Here is a 17,564-nt window from a genome sequence, read left to right as displayed (position 1 = left end):
CGGGCACCCCCATTGTATACTGTTTGTATTTTTAATTTGCGTCGCGGGGTCTTCTGCCCGATAGTGACAGGCAGGAATCGGCCGAAAAAGGCCGACAGTGATCCACAGGGAGAAGGTTCATGAAACAGACCACGCTTGGGCTTGGCTTGCTGGCCGCGACCGCGGCCATGGCGGCGCCGTCCTATGCCGACAAGCTTGATGACATCATCGCCTCGGGCACGCTGCGCTGCGCGGTGGTGCTGGACTTCCCGCCGATGGGGATGCGCGACGACAGCAACAACCCGATCGGCTTTGACGTCGACTACTGCAACGACCTGGCTGCCGCCCTGGGCGTCACGGCCGAGATCGTGGAAACGCCCTTCCCCGAACGCATCCCCGCGCTGATGTCGGGCCGGGTGGACGTGGGCGTCGCCTCGACCTCGGACACGCTGGAACGGGCCAAGACCGTGGGCATGTCGATCCCCTATTACGCCTTCGAGAACGCCGTGGTCGCCAACGAGGGCGTCGAGATGGCGACATGGGAGGACATGAAGGGCAAGACCGTCGGCGCCACCGCCGGCACCTACGAGGCGATCTGGCTTGAAAAGCAGATCACCGAATGGGGCGAGGGCACCTTCCGTCCCTACCAGACCCAGGCCGACGTCTTCCTGGCGCTGAGCCAGGGCCAGCTTGACGCCACCGTCTCGACCGTCGAGGTGGCCAATGCCAATGTCGCCTCGGGCAATTTCCCGGGCATCAAGATCGTCGATAAGGCGCCGATGGTGCCGGACTATGTGTCGCTGTTCACGCTGCGCGAGGAATACGGGCTGATCAACTATCTGAACCTGTTCGTGAACCAGCAGGTCCGCACCGGCCGCTATGCCGAATTGTACGAGAAGTGGATCGGCGAGGGCGAGCCTGCGGACCTGACCATTCCCGGCGTTTACCGCTGAACCCTGCCGGGGCGGCATCCCGCCGCCCTGACGCTTTCCGGCAGCCGCGGGACGGCCCATGTTCAACTATACCTTCCAATGGAAGCAGGCCCTGGCCCGGCTTCCGCAGATGCTGGATGGCGCGCTTGTGACCATGCAGATCGCCGTCCTGTCGATGGTGATCGGCATCCTTCTGGCGATCCTTCTGACGATGTTCCGACTGTCGGGCATCCGCGTGCTGTCGGCCGTCTCGAAGACCTGGGTCGAGATTGCCCGCAACACGCCCGCTCTGTTCCAGATCTACATGGCGCATTTCGGGCTGGGCAGCTTCGGCATCCACCTGTCGCCCTTCGCGTCCATCCTGCTGGGGATCACCTTCAACAACGCGGGCTACCTGACGGAGAACTTCCGGGGCGCGCTGAAGGCCATTCCCGACACCCAGGCCCGCGCCGCGCGGTCGCTGGGCTTCGGGCAGGGCGGGGCGTTTCGATACGTCGTGCTGCCGCAGATGCTGCGCATCGCCTTCCTGCCGATGACGAACCAGATGGTCTGGGCGATCCTGATGACCTCGCTTGGCGTGACGGTGGGGATGAACACCGACCTTTACGGCGTCACGCAGGATCTGAACGCGCTGACCTTCCGCACCTTCGAGCTGTTCGCCCTGGCCGCCGTGATCTTCTACCTGATCACCAAGACCATCACCCTTGGGGCGCGGCTGATCGCGACCCGCCTGTTCCGGTATTGAAGGGGGCTGGCCGATGTTCGATACCGCACTGACCGCCGCCGATTTCGCCTTTCTTGCCCGCGGCGCGGGGATGACCATCGTGGTCACGCTGATCTCGGTGATCGCGGGAACCATCCTGGGCATCGTCTTCGGCGTCTTCCGCTATCAGGTGGGTCCCATCTGGGCCGCGCCGCTGACCTTCGTGCTGGACGTGTTCCGGTCCATCCCGCTGCTGATCCAGCTTGTGCTTGCCAATGCCTTCCTGGGCACGATCCTGCGGCTGAACATGTCGGGCTTCACCGTGGCCTGCATCATCCTGTCGCTGTACACCGCCGCCTTCTGCGCGGAGATCGTGCGCGGCGGGATCGAGGCCGTGCCCATGACCACCCGCCGCGCGGCGCGGTCGCTGGGCATGACCTGGGGCCAGGACATGCGCTCCATCGTGCTGCCCCTGGCCACCCGGGTGGCGCTGCCGTCCTGGATCGGGCTGGCGCTTGGGGTGATGAAGGATTCCGCGCTTGTCTATATCGTGCAGGTGACGGAACTGCTGAAATCGACGCAGATCCTGATCACCCGGCTTCAGGAACCGCTGCTTTTGCTGATGATCTGCGGCGCCTTCTACTTTGTCATCTCGTTCCCGCTGGCCCGGTTCGGCGGCTATCTGGAAAAACGGTGGTCCAATGATTGAGATCGAAAACGTCCGCAAGTCCTTCGGCTCGCTGGAGGTGCTGAAGGGCATCGACCTGACCGTCCAGAAGGGCGAGGTGGTGACGATCATCGGCGGATCCGGGTCGGGCAAATCGACGCTGCTGACCTGCATCAACGGGCTGGAGCCGATCGATTCCGGCCGCATCACCGTGGACGGGACCGAAGTTCACGCCAAGTCCACCGACCTGAACAAGCTGCGCCGCAAGATCGGCATCGTCTTCCAGCAGTTCAACGCCTTCCCGCACCTGACCGTGCTGGAAAACGTGATGCTGGCGCAGGTAAAGGTTCTGAAGCGCCCCAAGGCCGAGGCCGAGGCCGAGGCGGTGAAGCAGTTGAACCACGTGGGCCTGGGCGACAAGCTGAAGGTCTATCCCTCGCGCCTGTCGGGGGGCCAGCAGCAGCGCATGGCGATCGCCCGCGCGCTTGCGATGTCGCCCGACTACATGCTGTTCGACGAGGTGACTTCGGCCCTTGACCCCCAGCTTGTGGGCGAGGTGCTGGACACGCTGCGGATGCTGGCGCGCGAGGGGATGACGATGATCTGCGTGACGCACGAGATGAAGTTCGCGCGCGAGGTGTCGGACCGCGTGGCCTTCTTCCACAAGGGCGTCATGGCCGAGATCGCGCCCCCCGACCACCTGTTCGGCGCGCCCCAGGACCCCGAGCTGCAGAAGTTCCTGTCGGCGACCCATTAGGCCATGACCCAGGACGTGATCGTGATCGGGGCCGGTGTCGTCGGCCTATCGGCGGCTTTGGCCCTGCAGGCACGCGGCGTGCCGGTGACGGTGATCGACCGGGAAGGCCCCGCTGCCGGGGCATCCGCCGGGAACGCGGGGGCCTTCGCCTTTACCGACATCCTGCCCCTGGCCTCGCCCGGGATCATGCGCAAGGCGCCTCGCTGGCTGCTGGACCCGCTGGGGCCGCTGTCGGTGCCGCCCGCCTATGCGCTGCGGATCGCGCCCTGGATGCTGCGCTTCTGGCGGGCCTGTTCGCCCGCCCGCGTCGCCGCCTCGGCCAGGGCGCAGACGGCGCTGATGGATCTGTCCAAGGCCGAGCTTGAGCCCTTCCTGACCGCCACCGGCACGCTGCCGATGCTGCGCAAGGAGGGCAACCTGGAAGTCTATGAGGGGCAGCGGCAATTCGACGCCTCGCTGCCCGGCTGGCAGGCGCGAGCCGAGCACGGCATCGACTTCCGCCACATGACGCCCGAAGAGATGGCCGAGATCCAGCCGGGCCTGTCGCCGCGCTTCACCCACGGCACCTTCACGCCAGGCTGGTATTCCATCGCCGATCCCCGGGTTTATGTGCTGGCCCTGGCCGACCGCTTCCGCGCGGGTGGCGGGCGGATCGTGATCGCGCAGGCGACGGGGCTGACCGCCGACGGCGTGCTGACCGCGACCGGCCCGCTGCGAGGCCGGGTCGTGCTGGCGGCGGGGGCGTTCTCGCACCGGCTGGCGCGGACCCTGGGCATCCGCATCCCGCTGGAAACCGAGCGCGGCTACAACACCACGCTGCCGGGCGAGGCATTCGACCTGCGCACCCAGGTGACCTTCGGGGGCCACGGCTTCGTGGTGACGCGGTTGTCCTGCGGCATCCGGGTCGGAGGCGCGGTGGAACTGGGCGGGCTGGACCTGCCCCCTAACTTCCGCCGGTCGCAGGCGATGCTGGACAAGGCGGCCGCCTTCCTGCCGGGCCTGCGCACCACCGGCGGCAAGCAGTGGATGGGCTTCCGCCCCTCGCTGCCCGACAGCCTGCCAGCCATCGGACCTCTGCCAGGCCATCCCCACGTCATTTGCGCCTTCGGCCACGGCCATCTGGGGCTGACCCAATCGGCGGGCACCGCGCGGATCGTGGCGGATCTTGCCACGGGTGCCGTGCCCCCCATCGACCTTGCGCCCTTTTCGCCTGCGCGTTTCGGAAAATGGACATGACCCAATACATCTTCCCCTGCATCGACGGCCACACCTGCGGCAACCCCGTCCGCCTTGTCGCGGGCGGCGCACCCCGGCTGGAGGGCGCTGACATGCTGGAAAGGCGCGCCCATTTCCTGCGCGACTTCGACTGGATCCGCACCGGCCTGATGTTCGAGCCGCGCGGCCATGACATGATGTCGGGCTCGATCCTGTATCCGCCGACGCGGGCGGATTGCGACGTGGCGGTGCTGTATATCGAGACTTCGGGCTGCTTGCCCATGTGCGGCCACGGCACCATCGGCACCATCACAATGGGGATCGAGAACGGGCTGATCACCCCCCGCACCCCCGGCCGCCTGTCCATCGAGACCCCTGCCGGCAAGGTCGACATCGAATACCGCCAGGAGGGCCGTTATGTCGAGGAAGTGCGCCTGACCAACGTGCCGGGCTTCCTTTACGCCGAAGGCCTGACCGCCGAGGTCGAGGGCCTGGGCGAGATCGTCGTGGACGTGGCCTATGGCGGCAACTTCTATGCCATCGTCGAGCCGCAGAAGAACTTCCGCGACATGGCCGACCACACGGCGGGCGAATTGATCGGCTGGTCGCCGAAACTGCGCGCGGCGCTGAACGCGAAATACGACTTCGTCCATCCCGAACATCCCGCCATCAACGGGCTGTCGCATATCCTGTGGACCGGACAGCCGACCCAGCCCGGGGCGCATGCGCGCAACGCGGTGTTCTATGGCGACAAGGCCATCGACCGCAGCCCTTGCGGCACTGGCACCTCGGCCCGGATGGCGCAGCTTGCGGCGCGGGGCAAACTGGCGGTGGGCGACGAGTTTCACCACGAATCCATCATCGGCAGCATCTTCAAGGGCCGGGTCGAGGCCGCGACGACCGTGGCGGGCCGCGACGCGATCATCCCCTCCATCGCCGGCTGGGCCCGCCAGACAGGGCTGAACACCATCTATATCGACGCCGAGCGCGACCCCTTCGCCCACGGCTTCGTGGTCAAGTAAACGTCCCCGGAAAGGACCACCATGCGCACCAGTCTTTCCATCTCGGTCATCGGCTGCCATGCCGAGGGCGAGATCGGCGATGTCATCGTCGGCGGCGTGCTGCCCCCGGAAGGTGCCACGATGATGGAGCGGATGATCGCGATGGAACGCGACCATGACCACATCCGCCGCCTGCTGATCTGCGAGCCACGGGGATCGGTCGCGCGCCACGTGAACCTGATCGTGCCGCCGATCACGCCGGGATGCGCGGCGGGCGCCATCGTGATGGAGCCCACGGAATACGTTCCCATGTCGGGGTCGAACACGATCTGCATCGCGACCGTCCTGTTGGAAACCGGCATGGTGCCGATGCAGGAACCCGTGACCCGCTTCAAGCTGGACATGCCCGGCGGCGTGATCGAGGTCACCGCGGATTGCCAGGGCGGCAAGTGCCGGTCTGTCACCTTCCGCAACGCGCCGGCCTTTGCCGCCGTGCTGGACGGCGCCTTGGAGGTCGAGGGCCAGGGGACCATCCCGCTGGACATCGCCTATGGCGGCATGTTCTTCGGCATTGTCGATGCGCAGGCCTTGGGCTTCCAGATCCGCCCCGACGAAGCCCGCGACCTGGCCATCCTGGGCGAGAGGATCCGCAAGGCCGCGCGGGAACAGTTCGACGTGGTCCATCCGGATTTCCCGAACGTGCGGGGCGTGTCAATCGTGCAGTTCGCGATGCCCTTCGCGGGCAGCGGCCAGGTCGCGCGCAACACCTGCATCGTGGCGCCGGGGCGGTCCGACCGATCGCCCACCGGGACCGGCACCTCGGCCCGTATGGCAGTGCTGCAGGCGCGGGGGCTGATGGGGCGGGGCGACGTGCTGATCCATGAATCCATCATCGGGTCGCGCTTCACCGGCGAAATCCTGGAGGTCCGGCAGGATGGCGGGCGCACCAGCATCATCCCGCAGATCACCGGCCGGGCCTGGATCACCGGGCAGCACAGCTACTATCTCGACCCCGAGGATCCGTGGCAGGCGGGCTACATGCTGTCCGACACCTGGGGCGTCACGCCGACGCTGAAGCAATGACGGCGCTGTCGATCCTGCCGGGAACGGCCGAGGGCCCGGTGGTCGCGTCCGGCGAGCCGCTCAGCTTCTGGGGAGGGGTCGATCCGGCGACGGGGCGGGTCATCGACGTGCATCACCCGCTGAACGGGCAGGCGATCACCGGGGCGGTGCTGATGATGCCGTCCACGCGCGGATCCTGCACCGGGTCGGGGGTGCTGCTGGATCTGGTCCTGTCGGGCCGCGGCCCGGCGGCGCTGATCTTTTCCGAACCCGAGGATGTCGTGACCCTGGGCGCCCTTATCGCCTCCGAGATGTTCGGCCATGCCCTGCCGGTCCTGCGCCTGCCGCTCGACGACTTCGCGGCCCTGGCGCGCGAAACCCAGGCCCGGATCGGCGCCGACGCCATCACGGCAGGTGGACTGTCGCTGCCCGTGTTGCCGCCCGCCACGGCGTCGCTGGATCTGACCAACGACGACCACGCGATGCTGGCGGGCCGGGACGGAGAGGCCGTTGCCCAGGCCATGCGGATCATCTGCGCCATGGCGGCCCAGCAGGGGGCCGAACGGCTGATCGACGTGACGCAGGCCCATATCGACGGCTGCATCTATGCCAGCCCCGCCAACCTGACCTTTGCCCGGAAGATGGTGTCGCTGGGGGCAAGTGTCCGCGTGCCGACCACGATGAACGCGATCTCGGTGGACCGAGAGAACTGGCGCGCCCAGGGGGTGCCGCCCGACTTCGGCAGGCCGGCGCAGCGGCTGGCCGATGCCTACGTCGCGATGGGCTGCCGGCCGACCTTCACCTGTTCGCCCTATCTGCTGGACAGCGCGCCCGGCAGCGGAGAAGCCGTGGCCTGGGCGGAATCGAACGCGGTGATCTATGCCAACAGCATCCTTGGCGCGCGAACGGCCAAGCATCCCGATTTCCTGGACCTCTGCATCGCGGTCACGGGCCGGGCGCCGCTGGCAGGCGTCTATCTGGACGATCAGCGCGCGGCGCGCCGCATCATCGACATCGACCTGCCCCATGCACCCGACGACGCCTTCTGGCCGCTGATCGGCTGGCTGGCGGGACGGCTGTCGCCCGACCGCATCCCGCTGCTGCGCGGCCTGGCCCCCGCGCGTCCCGATGCGGATGCGCTGAAGGCGCTTTGCGCGGCCTTTGGCACCACATCCGCCGCGCCCATGCTGCATGTTCAGGGTGTCACGTCCGAGGCGGGCCATGTCGCCCCCGACGCCGACCGCCGCCGGATCACGGCCGCCGACATGGCCGAGGGGTGGCGCCTGCTGAACGACGCCCCGGACGGGATCGACCTGGTAGCCCTGGGCAGCCCCCATGCCTCGCTGTCCGAATGCCGCGCCTTGGCAGACGGGCTGGCGGGCCGCCGGGTGCAGGTTCCCACCATCGTCACGGCGGGCCGCGACACCATCGACCGCGCGCGGGCCGAAGGCGTGCTGGACCGGCTGGAGGCCGCGGGGGTGCAGGTGCTTCCCGATCTGTGCTGGTGTTCGATCTCTCGCCCGGTCTTTCCGGAGCGGACGCGGACCCTGATGACCAATTCGGGGAAATACGCCCATTACGGGCCAGGCCTGTCGGGCTGCGCGATCCGCTTCGGCAACCTGGACCAGTGCATCGGTGCGGCGTTGACCGGGCAGGCCGCGAAGGATCTGCCCGGCTGGATCGGCCGATAGCGTCAGGACCGGCCTCGGCCCGAGCCGACGCGGGCCAGCAGGATAACCGGCAGGATGCCCACCACCACGATCGCAAGCGCCGCGATCGCCGCTTCCTCATAGGTGCCGCGCGCGGCCTCGCCGTAAAGATGGGTCGCCAGCGTCTCGAAGTTCAGCGGGCGCAGCAGCAGCGTGGCCGACAGTTCCTTCATGCAATCGACAAAGACCAGCAGTCCCCCGGCGGCAAGCGCTGCCTTGGACAGCGGCAGGTGGACATTGCGCAGCGTGCTGCCGATGCCGTGGCCCAGGGTGCGCGCCGACTGGTCATAGCTGCGGGGGATGCGCGTCAGCCCGGCCTCGACCGACCCGACCGAGATCGCCAGGAACCGCGCCAGATAGGCATAGCCCAGGGCCACGCCTGACCCGATCAGGACCAGCCCCGGATCGATGTCCAGCCAGGACTTCGCGGTCCGGCCGATCCAGCGGTCCACCCCCCCGGCGGCGATCAGGATGCCAAGCGCCAGGATCGTCCCCGGCATGGCATAGCCCAGCGAGGCCATGCGGTGGATCACCGCCATGCCGCGCTGCGGGAAGATGCGCGCGGCATATGCCACCGTCAGGCCGCAGACCAGCACGGCCACGGTCGCCACCGCCGAAAGGGCGAAGGTGTTCCAGGCTTCGCCCACCAGACGGGACGACAGGCCCGCGAACTGGAAGCGCTTCCAAGCCTCGACCGACAGATAGATCGCGGGCAGCACGAAGCCCAGCAGCACTGGCACCAAGCAGACGGAAAGCGCGACCCAGCGGAGGGGGCCGGTCAGCGGCTGGCGGGCCATCGGGCGGGCGCGCTGCGCGTTGACCGAATACCGCTGCTTGCGCCGCGCCCATCGTTCCAGCGAGATCAGCGCCACCACCAGCACCAGCATCGCAAGCGCGATCTGCGAGGCACCGGCCAGATCGGACCGCGTGACCCATGTGGTATAGACGGAAATCGTCAGCGACCGCACGCCCAGGAACTCGGACGCGCCGATGTCGTTCAGCGTCTCCATCAGCGCCAGGCTGACGCCCACGGCAATGGCGGGCCGGGCCAGGGGCAGGGCGACCCGGTGGAAGATCTGGCCCCGGGTGGTGCCCAGCGTATGGGCGACCTCGACCAGGTTGGCGGCCTGTGTCATGAACATCGCCCGCACCGGCAGGTAGACATAGGGGTAAAGCACCAGCCCCATCAACAGGATCGCCCCCGGCATCGACCGGATGTCGGGCAGGCGAAAGTCGCGCGGGCTGTCATAGCCCAGCACGGCGCGGACTGCCGACTGGAACGGTCCCAGCGGGTGCAGCATGTCCAGATAGGCGTAAGCCACAATATAGGTCGGCACCGCCAGCGGCAGCAGCAGCGCCCATTCCAGCATCCGCCGCCCCGGAAAGTCATGGGCCGTCACCAGCCAGGCGACGGTGGTGCCGATGCCGGCGGTCAGCACGCCCACGCCAGCCATCAGGATGGCCGTCTGGGTCAGCGCATGGGGCAGGACATGGCGGGCCAGATGCGTCCACAAGCCGTCCGATCCCTGCGCCGCCTGCCAGGCAAGCGCCAGGATCGGCACCGCGACAAGCCCTGCAATCAGCAGGCTTGCAATGACCCAAGACCCCCCGCGAAAGCGGAGGGTCCGGAATGGCGGCGCAAGCGTCCGCTGCCGCCCTGCGGCCCCGTCGTCAGTTGTCGAAGCCAACGCGGTCGACCAGCTCGCTTGCCTGCTGGCGGTTCTTGACGATGTCGGTCAGGGGCACGGGATCGACGTTCAACTCGCCGAAGGATGCGATGATCGGGTCGATGGCCGCGCCCGGCTTGACCGGATATTCGTAATTCGCCTCGGCATAGATCTTCTGCGCCTCGTCGGACACGAGGAACTCTAGCAGCTGCACAGCCTCCTCGCGGTTCGGCGCGTTCTTGGCGACGGCCGCGCCGCTGATGTTCACATGGGTGCCGCCATCCTCGAAGGTGGGCAGGATCACCTTGATCGCCTCGCCCCAGGCCTTCTGTTCGTCGCCGCCCTTGCCGGACCGCATCAGGCCCACGTAGTAGGAATTGGCAATCGCGATGTCGCAGATGCCGCCCAGGATGTCCTTGGCGCCGTCGCGGTCGCCGCCGCCCGCCTGGCGGGCCAGGTTGGCTTTCAGGCCGGTCAGCCATTCCTCGGTCTGGGCCGCGTCGTGATGGGCCATGAAGGCCGAGAACAGCGCGGTGTTGTAGGGATGCTGGCCTGACCGGATGCAGATGCGGCCCTTCCATTCCGGATCGGCCAGATCCTCATAGGTGATGCTGTCCAGATCCAGGTCATTGGCCGCATAGACCACGCGGGCGCGCATCGACAGGGCGAACCACTGGTTGGCAGGATCGCGCAGGTTTTCCGGGATGGACGAAGACAGCACCTCGGACTCGACGGGCTGGGTCAGGCCCTTGTCGACCAGGTCGGTCAGGTTGCCCACGTCCACGGCCATCAGCAGGTCGGCGGGCGAGCTTTCGCCCTCGGAAGCCACGCGCTCGGCCAGGCCGTCCTTCAGGAACACCGTGTTCACCTTGATCCCCGTGGATTCGGTGAAGGCCGCCAGCAGCGGCTCGACCAGGCCGGGTTCGCGCGAGGTATAGAGGTTCAGTTCCTGGGCCTGGGCCGCGCCGGCCCCGAAGGTGGCAAGAAGAATGACGGGTGCAAGTTTCATGATGTTCCCTCCGACGTTTGTTCCGTTGCAAAGGGTCTTACGCAGCCGGGAACGGGTAGTCTAGTATTTTCGTCAAGTTTCCGGCTGCAGCGGGTCGACAGCCGGAGGCTCGGGGAAAACATGGATCTGCGCGCCGTTCAGTTGCAGGCTGACCTTTTCCCCGATCGCCATGGGAATGCGGAAATGGGAATGCATCCGCAAGGTCTGCGCCAAGGGATGGACCATGATGTCGATCTGTTCGCTTTCCCCCGTGAAGGTCTTAGCCACGACGCGGGCCGAGATGCCCTGCCCGTCCGGCCCGATCGACAGCGCCTGCGGCCGGATGCAGGCGAGGGCCAGGGATCCGTCGGGCAGGTCCAGATCGGCGGGGAAGGTGCCGATGGGCGTCTCGATCCTGCCGTCGGACCAGATGCCGGTCAGGCGGTTGCAGGGCCCCATGAACTCGGCGGCATAGGGCGAATGGGGGCGGTCATAGATCTCGAACGGTGTGCCTGCCTGTTCGATCCGGCCCGCGCGCATCAGGACGATCAGGTCGCCCACGGCAAGCGCCTCTTGCGGGTCATGGGTGACGATGATCGCGGTGGTGCCGATGCGGCGCAGGGTTTCCACCGTTTCGCGGCGGACCTTTTCGCGAAGCCCCTGGTCAAGGTTGGAAAACGGCTCGTCCATCAGCAGGATCGCTGGTTCGGGGGCAAGCGCGCGGGCCAGGGCCACGCGCTGCTGTTCGCCCCCCGACAGCGAATGGGGATAGCGGTCCAGAAGGCCGGTGATGCCGATGCGTTCGGCCACCCGTGCCACGCGCTTGCGGCGTTCGGCCCGCGGCAGGGCGCGCAACCCGAAGGCCAGGTTGTCGGCCACGCTGAGATGCGGGAACAGGGCGTAATCCTGGAACATGAAGCCGATCTTGCGGTCCTCGGGTTCGACGAACATGCCCGGACCCACTACATCGACGCCGCCCACCCGGATGCGGCCGCCGGGGTCGGGCCGGTCCACGCCCGCGATGATCCGCAACAGAGTCGACTTGCCGCAGCCCGATTGTCCCAGCAGGCAGGTGATCCGGCCCGGCGGGATCGACAGAGAGATGTCCGACAGGACAGCCCGCCCCTCGAAATGGCGCGAGATGGCTTCAAGCTCGAGCGATGACGCCGGGTTTGCGTGCATGACAGGCCTTTCGGTTCCGCCCCGGGCCGGGAAAGAGGGGCAGGGGCGCTTGCTGCTTATCCGCTTGCGTCTTTCTCCTCCAGTCACGGAACGATCAGAATCTGCGGCGCGGCAGGACGACCCCTGCCGCGATCAGGGGATCAGCCCGACACGGCGGCGGATGGCTTCGTCCCGCAGCGATACCTCGGTTCCCAGGAACTCGTCGCCGTCGGGGCCGCACAGCCACACAAGGGCACGCGCGGGCCATTCGGGCGGAATGTGGACAGACCAGTCAAGCCGGCTGACCGGGTTGACGCCGCTTTTGCGGATGGCGTCCTGCATGTCGGTCGCGACGGTGCCGGGGGACAGGCTGATGGCGCGGATCCCCTGGCTTCGCGCCTCGTGATCCAGGGCGCGGGTCAGCATCCAGGCGCCTGCCTTGCTGGCGCAATATGCGCTCCAGCCTTCCTGGGGATTGTGGGCCGCGCCCGATCCGACGGTCAGGATCGTGCCGCCGCCCTGCGCCCTCATCACCGGCAGCGCGGCGCGCATCCCGTGAAAGACGCCCTTCAGGTTCACGTCGATGGCCTGGCCCCATTCGCCGGGATCGGCCGCCGAAATCCCGGCAATGGGCCCGATCAGGCCCGCGTTGTTCACCAGGACGTCCAGCCGTCCCGCCTGTTCAACAAGCGTGGCGACCGCGCGTTCCATGTCCGTGGGGCTGGTCACGTCGCCGGACAGGGCGATGCCGCCGATCTGGGCCGCGAGGTCGTTCACGGCGGATTCGCTGCGGGCCATCACGCCGACGCGGGCGCCGGCCTGGGCAAAGGCCCGCGCCGCGGCCGCGCCGATGCCCCGGCTTGACCCGGTAACCAGAACCACCTTGCCCTGCAGGTTGACCATCCCATCCTCCTTGCCATTGGGCGGCGGACCAGGGGCCGCGCCGCAAGCCTGCGGACCTTAGATCAGGTCGATGCGGATGCTGTCCAGCGGCAGCCTGTCGAAATCCGCCTGCCAGGTCTCGCCCGCGCGTACAGGAAGGGCTTGCGTCAAGGTGCCGGTCGTGACGATGTCGCCCGGCATTAAAGGGGCTGCGTCGGGCATCGTTGCAAGGAGATCCGCCAGATGGCCCAAGGCGACCAGAGGCCCGCCACCCAGGACGTTGCGGGCATGGCCCCGGTCCAGAACCACCCCGTCCCGCGACAAAGTGGTCTCGAAATCCCGCAGCCGTTCCACCCAGTCAGACCGTTCGGACGGATCCAGATCCCGGATCGGGCCGTGCAGGAAGGCGCCATGCAGCCCGAAGCCCGCCACGGTATCCGCAGCCTCGAACCGCCAGCCCGGAAAGATCGAATGGACCATCTCGAACCCCGCGCAGATGCCCCCGATGCAGGCGATCAACGCGTCGGGCGCCATTCCCGGTCCCGGCGCTGCGGCAAGGCGAAGGGCGATCTCGGGTTCGATGCGGGGCTCCATGAGGCCCGTCAGCGGGAAAGGAACGCCCAGCGGCCGGACCGTGCTGTCATACATGGGCCCGAAGATCGGGGCCGAGACGTTGAATTCGTCCCAGATCGTCTTGTTCGTGAAGCCGATCTTGCGCCCCACGACCTGGCTGCCCTGCCCGACGCGCGCGGCCTCGATCAGCGCACCGATGCGATAGGCGCGGCTCAGGCTAAGGCCGCCGTCCCGTGTGGTCAGGCAGGGGATCTGCCGGCCTTCCGCCAAGGAGCGGAGAATCTCGGCCGAAAGCGCGTCGTCTGGCATGGAACGGGTTTGGGTCTGGGTCATGGGGGCAGGGGATCACAAGCCCGCCTGCCCTGCAAGCCGCGCCGGGCCGATCCGTGACCCTTTTGGCGGCGCTTGACAGGCTCGCCCCACAGGCGGTTCCATGGCGAAGCCGCAGAGGGAGATCGCGCGATGTGCAACGCCTGCCTGATCGAGAACGTGAAACACCACATGATGTCGCGTCGCAAGCTGTTTTCGGGCGCGGCCGCCACCGCAGCCCTTGGTGCCGCGGCGGGCCTGGCGGCCGCAAGGCCCGCCATGGCGCAGGCAAGCGGGCGGGTGGTGGACCTGACCCATGCCTATGACAGCGACTTCCCGACCTTCGACGGCAAGCCGGGCATCCTTTTCGAGCCGGACAAGAACTTCGACCCGGACGGCTATCACCTGTTCAAGCTGACCATCTTCGAACATACCGGCACCCATATCGACGCCCCGCTGCATTTCGCGCAAGGCGGCATCTCGGTCGATGCCCTGCCGGTCGAGAACCTGATCGCCCCCCTCTGCATCATCGACATCTCGGCCAAGGCCGCTGAAGACCCAAATGCCACCGTCGAGCCTGCCGATGTCGAGGCCTGGATCTCGGCCCATGGCGATCTTCCGGCGGGCGCCTGCGTGGCCATGAATTCGGGCTGGTCCGCACGGATGGGCGATCCGTCCTGGCGCAACCTGCCGGACGGCACGCTGGCCTTTCCGGGCTTTTCCAAGGCCGCGACGGATCTGCTGGCCGATGCAGGCGCGGCGTCGATCGGGGTGGATACGCTGTCGCTGGATCCGGGAAACTCGGCTGATTTCGCGGTGCATTATTCCTGGCTGCCGTCTGGCCGGTTCGGGATCGAGGGGCTGGCGAACCTGGACCAGCTTCCCGCGACGGGGGCCACCGTCTTCATCGGCGCGCCCAAGCACCGCGGCGGCACCGGTGGTCCTGCGCGGATCATCGCCCTGGTCTGACGGCACGGGTCTTGCCCGGCCCCGCCGGGGGCCACATACGCGACCAGACGCCGTCGCGGCGGATCAGGGCGTGCTGGATGGCGGCGGCGACGTGGATCGCCAGAACCGCGATCAGGGCATAGGCGCCGATCGCATGGATGGATTGGGCGACCTCGGCCACCCGTTCCGATTTCGGAAGCCATGGCCCGACGCCGAGCCGGTCCAGAAGCTCGATCGGAAAGCCGCCCGCGCGGACGCGGACAAAGCCGCTGACCGGCATGACCAACAGCAGCAGGTAAAGCATCACATGCGACAGCCGCGCCGCAATCCTCTGCCAGCCGGGAACCGAGCGCGGCAGGGGCGGTGCCTTGTGCGTCAGGCGATACAGGATCCGCACCAGGATCACCGGCACCAGAAGCACGCCCATGTTCTTGTGGAACAGGAACAGCGCGTCCTGCACGGGGCGGGAAATCCCGTCCCGGATCATGATCAGGCCTGCGGGGATCATCAGCAGCACGACCGCCGCGACGATCCAGTGCAACCATCGGGCGGCCGGGCGATAGCCCGGCTGGGGATCGGCCATGACTGGGCTCCTTTGTCGGGCCAAGGCTAGCAGAAAAGCCGCCCTCCGCGAAGCGGGATTGCAGGACGCGCTTGACGGATTGCAGCCTTTCCCTAGGCTTCCGTCATGCGCGGCACCCACGCCTTCCAGCTTGCAGGACTTCAACGGTACCTTGCAGGGACCATCCCCGCGCAGGTGGCGGCGACAGCCATGGCCGGCGTCGCGACGATCGCGGCCCTGACCGCTGTCCTGCCTGCAACGGCGCCAGGACTGCTGGGCGCGGCTCTGGCCTTCCTTCTGGCAAGCACGGCGGTTGCGGTCCTGATGCGGCGCTATTATCCGCATCGCCGGATCGGCGGCTGCAATGTCGTGACGCTGCTGCGGGCGGGGCTGGTCTGTGCGCTGCTCATGCCGCTGATGGCGGACCGGCCCGCAGGCTGGACCGTGGCCTTGGTGGCCGGCATCGGCTTGGCGATGGACGGGCTGGACGGGTTCCTGGCCCGCCGCAGCGGCCTTGTTTCCGCCTTCGGCGCCCGCTTCGACATGGAGGTGGACGCGGCCCTGGCCCTGGTCCTGGCGCTGCACGTCATTGCCGGAACCGCCGTGGGGGCCGAGGTTCTGGTGCTGGGACTGATCCGCTATGTTTTCGTGCTGGCAAGCTGGGTCTTGCCCTGGCTGCAAGGCGCGCTGCCTGTCCGCCGCTGGCGCAAGGCCATCTGCGTGATCCAGATCGCCGCGCTGATCGTGCTGCAGACGCCGCTGCTTTCGCCCGGCCAGGGGATCGTCCTAGCCCGGATCGCCGCCCTGCTGCTGGTCGGATCCTTCGCGGTGGACATCCGCTGGCTGTGGAGGCACCGTTGACCGCCCTGCGCCTGCTGGCTGCGGCTTTCGTGATCCACCTGCTGCTGGTCCTGCCGCCGGCGCCGATGCCCGCGACCCAGGCGTTGATCCGCCTTTCCCCCGAACTGCCGCTGATCCTGCTGGGGCTGGCCCTGCTGGGCCGCTGGGGCCGGCTGCTGGTCATGGCGGCCCTGTTGCTGCTGGCGGTGCAGAAGATCGCCGATCTGGCAATGATCTCGGCCCTGGGGCGGCCGTTCAACCTGCTGACCGACGTGACCCTGATCGGATCAGGAATCGAGCTTCTGGCCGAGGCGACGGGCGGTTGGCGGCTTCTGGCCATGACGGCTGGCGTCGCGGCCGCAGCCTTGGCGACAGGCGCGGCCTTGTGGTGGGCGACGGGGGTCTGGGCGCGGCGACGCTGGCGTCCTTCGCATCGGCTGGCCCTTTGCCTGGGGGCAGTGCTGGCCCTGGGCGGTGCCTGGCTGGGGCAGGTCTGGCCGGGGAACGGGCCCTATGCCCTTGCGCGGGCCGAGGTCCTGGGCCGAACCGCGCAGGATCTGCGCCGGATCCGGCAACTTGCGGCCGAGGATCCGCTGGCCCATGCGCCGGGCTTGCTGTCCGCGATCGACCGCGACGTGCTGGTGGTCTTCGTCGAAAGCTATGGCAGGGCCAGCTTTGACGTGCCGTTCCATGCGGGGCGGCACCTGCCGACCCTGCGCCGCGCCGAAAGCCGGCTGGCCGGGGCGGGGCTGGCGATGCGGTCAGGTTTCCTGGCGGCGCCGACGCAGGGCGGGCAAAGCTGGCTGTCCCATGCGACCTTCGCCAATGGGCTGTGGATCGCGGACCAGGCAAGCCATGCCGCCGTTCTGGCCAGCGGGCGGCACGGGCTGTTCCACCATGCGCGCCGTGCGGGCTTTCGCACGGCGGCGGTCATGCCCGCCATTACCCGCCCCTGGCCCGAGGCCGCGACGATGGGCTTTGACCGCGTGCTGGCGGCCTCCGACCTGGGCTATCGCGGGCTGCCCTTCAACTGGGTCACCATGCCCGACCAGTTCACCCTGGCGGCGACGGACAGGCTGCTGCGCGACGGGGCGGGGCCGCCGCACCTGTTCGCGCAGGTGGCGCTGATCTCATCGCACGCGCCCTGGGTGCCGGTGCCCGATCTGCTGCCCTGGGACCGCCTTGGCGACGGCAGGGTCTTCGACCCCATGGCGGTGGCGGGCGATCCGCCCGAGGTGGTCTGGCGCGACCGCGACCGGGTCCGGGCCGCCTATCGGGATGCGGTGGATTACAGCCTGTCCACTGTGATGGATTACGCCCTGCTGCACGCGGGCGACCCGCCGCTGATGATCGTGCTGGGCGATCACCAGCCCGCCCCCTGGGTCGCGCAGGACGGCGGCCCCGATGTTGCGATCCACCTGATCGGCCCACCCCACCTGGTGGATCGCGCCGCCGAATGGGGGTTCCAGCCGGGCCTGGTGCCGGCCGAGGGCAGCACGGCGATGCCGATGGACCGGATGCGCGACCTGATCCTGCGCGGCTTCGGCGGCAAACTGCCGCAGGCATGAAAGTCTTGCCTGCCCATGCCCTTGCGCCCCATGATGATCCT

The 17,564-nt window shown here is 68.0% G+C and carries 17 protein-coding genes; 11 read left to right on the top strand and 6 right to left on the bottom strand.

From position 1 onward, the window contains the following. Positions 1-119: 119 nt before the first annotated feature. From FIU66_RS17710 to FIU66_RS17675, 8 genes are read left to right on the top strand one after another with little or no spacing between them, the layout of a single operon-like run. Positions 120-932 (top strand): transporter substrate-binding domain-containing protein, encoded by an 813-nt coding sequence (locus FIU66_RS17710; RefSeq protein WP_167624203.1) that lies wholly within the window; start codon positions 120-122, stop codon positions 930-932. A gap of 58 nt (positions 933-990) precedes the next feature. Beyond that, positions 991-1,656: an amino acid ABC transporter permease gene (locus tag FIU66_RS17705; RefSeq protein WP_167624202.1), complete on the top strand. Its 666-nt coding sequence runs from the start codon at positions 991-993 to the stop codon at positions 1,654-1,656. A 13-nt stretch (positions 1,657-1,669) separates the two neighbouring features. Beyond that, positions 1,670-2,323, top strand: coding sequence for an amino acid ABC transporter permease (locus FIU66_RS17700; protein ID WP_167624201.1), 654 nt, complete (start codon positions 1,670-1,672; stop codon positions 2,321-2,323). Then, entirely contained in the window at positions 2,316-3,038 is a 723-nt protein-coding gene (locus FIU66_RS17695) for an amino acid ABC transporter ATP-binding protein (RefSeq protein ID WP_167624200.1), read from the top strand. Before FIU66_RS17700 ends, FIU66_RS17695 begins: the two co-directional genes overlap by 8 nt. Positions 3,039-3,041: 3 nt before the next feature. Next, positions 3,042-4,274: an FAD-binding oxidoreductase gene (locus FIU66_RS17690; protein WP_167624199.1), complete on the top strand. Its 1,233-nt coding sequence runs from the start codon at positions 3,042-3,044 to the stop codon at positions 4,272-4,274. Continuing rightward, positions 4,271-5,275: a 4-hydroxyproline epimerase gene (locus FIU66_RS17685; protein WP_167624198.1), complete on the top strand. Its 1,005-nt coding sequence runs from the start codon at positions 4,271-4,273 to the stop codon at positions 5,273-5,275. The genes FIU66_RS17690 and FIU66_RS17685 overlap by 4 nt, the downstream gene beginning before the upstream one ends. 21 nt (positions 5,276-5,296) lie before the next feature. Further along, positions 5,297-6,337 (top strand): proline racemase family protein, encoded by a 1,041-nt coding sequence (locus FIU66_RS17680; protein WP_167624197.1) that lies wholly within the window; start codon positions 5,297-5,299, stop codon positions 6,335-6,337. After that, entirely contained in the window at positions 6,334-8,007 is a 1,674-nt protein-coding gene (locus FIU66_RS17675; RefSeq protein WP_167624196.1) for an aconitase X, read from the top strand. The genes FIU66_RS17680 and FIU66_RS17675 overlap by 4 nt, the downstream gene beginning before the upstream one ends. A gap of 2 nt (positions 8,008-8,009) precedes the next feature. Here FIU66_RS17675 and FIU66_RS17670 read toward each other — a convergent pair whose 3' ends face one another. From FIU66_RS17670 to FIU66_RS17650, 5 genes are all read right to left on the bottom strand, one after another. Further along, positions 8,010-9,713, bottom strand: a complete 1,704-nt coding sequence (locus tag FIU66_RS17670) for an iron ABC transporter permease (protein ID WP_167624195.1) — start codon at positions 9,711-9,713, stop codon at positions 8,010-8,012. Next, positions 9,697-10,701: a Fe(3+) ABC transporter substrate-binding protein gene (locus tag FIU66_RS17665; RefSeq protein ID WP_167624194.1), complete on the bottom strand. Its 1,005-nt coding sequence runs from the start codon at positions 10,699-10,701 to the stop codon at positions 9,697-9,699. The genes FIU66_RS17670 and FIU66_RS17665 overlap by 17 nt, the downstream gene beginning before the upstream one ends. A 72-nt stretch (positions 10,702-10,773) precedes the next feature. Further along, on the bottom strand, positions 10,774-11,862 hold the full coding sequence (locus tag FIU66_RS17660; RefSeq protein WP_167624193.1) for an ABC transporter ATP-binding protein: 1,089 nt from the start codon (positions 11,860-11,862) through the stop codon (positions 10,774-10,776). A gap of 132 nt (positions 11,863-11,994) precedes the next feature. Beyond that, positions 11,995-12,744 carry an SDR family oxidoreductase gene (locus FIU66_RS17655; RefSeq protein WP_167624192.1) on the bottom strand — a complete coding sequence of 250 codons (750 nt, stop codon included), beginning with the start codon at positions 12,742-12,744 and terminating at the stop codon, positions 11,995-11,997. Between the two features lie 57 nt (positions 12,745-12,801). Then, the gene (locus FIU66_RS17650; protein ID WP_167624191.1) at positions 12,802-13,629 is read right to left on the bottom strand and encodes a 2-keto-4-pentenoate hydratase; all 828 of its coding nucleotides are present in this window, start codon (positions 13,627-13,629) and stop codon (positions 12,802-12,804) included. A gap of 129 nt (positions 13,630-13,758) precedes the next feature. On the opposite strand from FIU66_RS17650, the gene FIU66_RS17645 reads away from it, so the two are divergent. Beyond that, positions 13,759-14,574, top strand: coding sequence for a cyclase family protein (locus FIU66_RS17645; protein WP_167624190.1), 816 nt, complete (start codon positions 13,759-13,761; stop codon positions 14,572-14,574). On the opposite strand, the gene FIU66_RS17640 is transcribed toward FIU66_RS17645, so the two are convergent. After that, positions 14,558-15,136 carry a cytochrome b gene (locus FIU66_RS17640; protein ID WP_167624189.1) on the bottom strand — a complete coding sequence of 193 codons (579 nt, stop codon included), beginning with the start codon at positions 15,134-15,136 and terminating at the stop codon, positions 14,558-14,560. The two genes, FIU66_RS17645 and FIU66_RS17640, sit on opposite strands and share 17 nt — an antisense overlap. Before the next feature lie 105 nt (positions 15,137-15,241). On the opposite strand from FIU66_RS17640, the gene FIU66_RS17635 reads away from it, so the two are divergent. Both FIU66_RS17635 and FIU66_RS17630 read left to right on the top strand, forming a co-directional pair. Next, entirely contained in the window at positions 15,242-15,976 is a 735-nt protein-coding gene (locus FIU66_RS17635; RefSeq protein WP_240544821.1) for a CDP-alcohol phosphatidyltransferase family protein, read from the top strand. Further along, positions 15,973-17,523: an LTA synthase family protein gene (locus FIU66_RS17630; RefSeq protein ID WP_167624188.1), complete on the top strand. Its 1,551-nt coding sequence runs from the start codon at positions 15,973-15,975 to the stop codon at positions 17,521-17,523. Before FIU66_RS17635 ends, FIU66_RS17630 begins: the two co-directional genes overlap by 4 nt. The last annotated feature ends 41 nt before the right edge of the window (positions 17,524-17,564 follow it).

It is taken from the genome of Paracoccus sp. AK26, assembly GCF_011801365.1.
GTDB lineage: Bacteria > Pseudomonadota > Alphaproteobacteria > Rhodobacterales > Rhodobacteraceae > Paracoccus > Paracoccus aerius.
The sequence above is the reverse complement of the archived record's forward strand: the minus strand, read 5'-3'. Positions and strand labels throughout refer to the sequence as shown.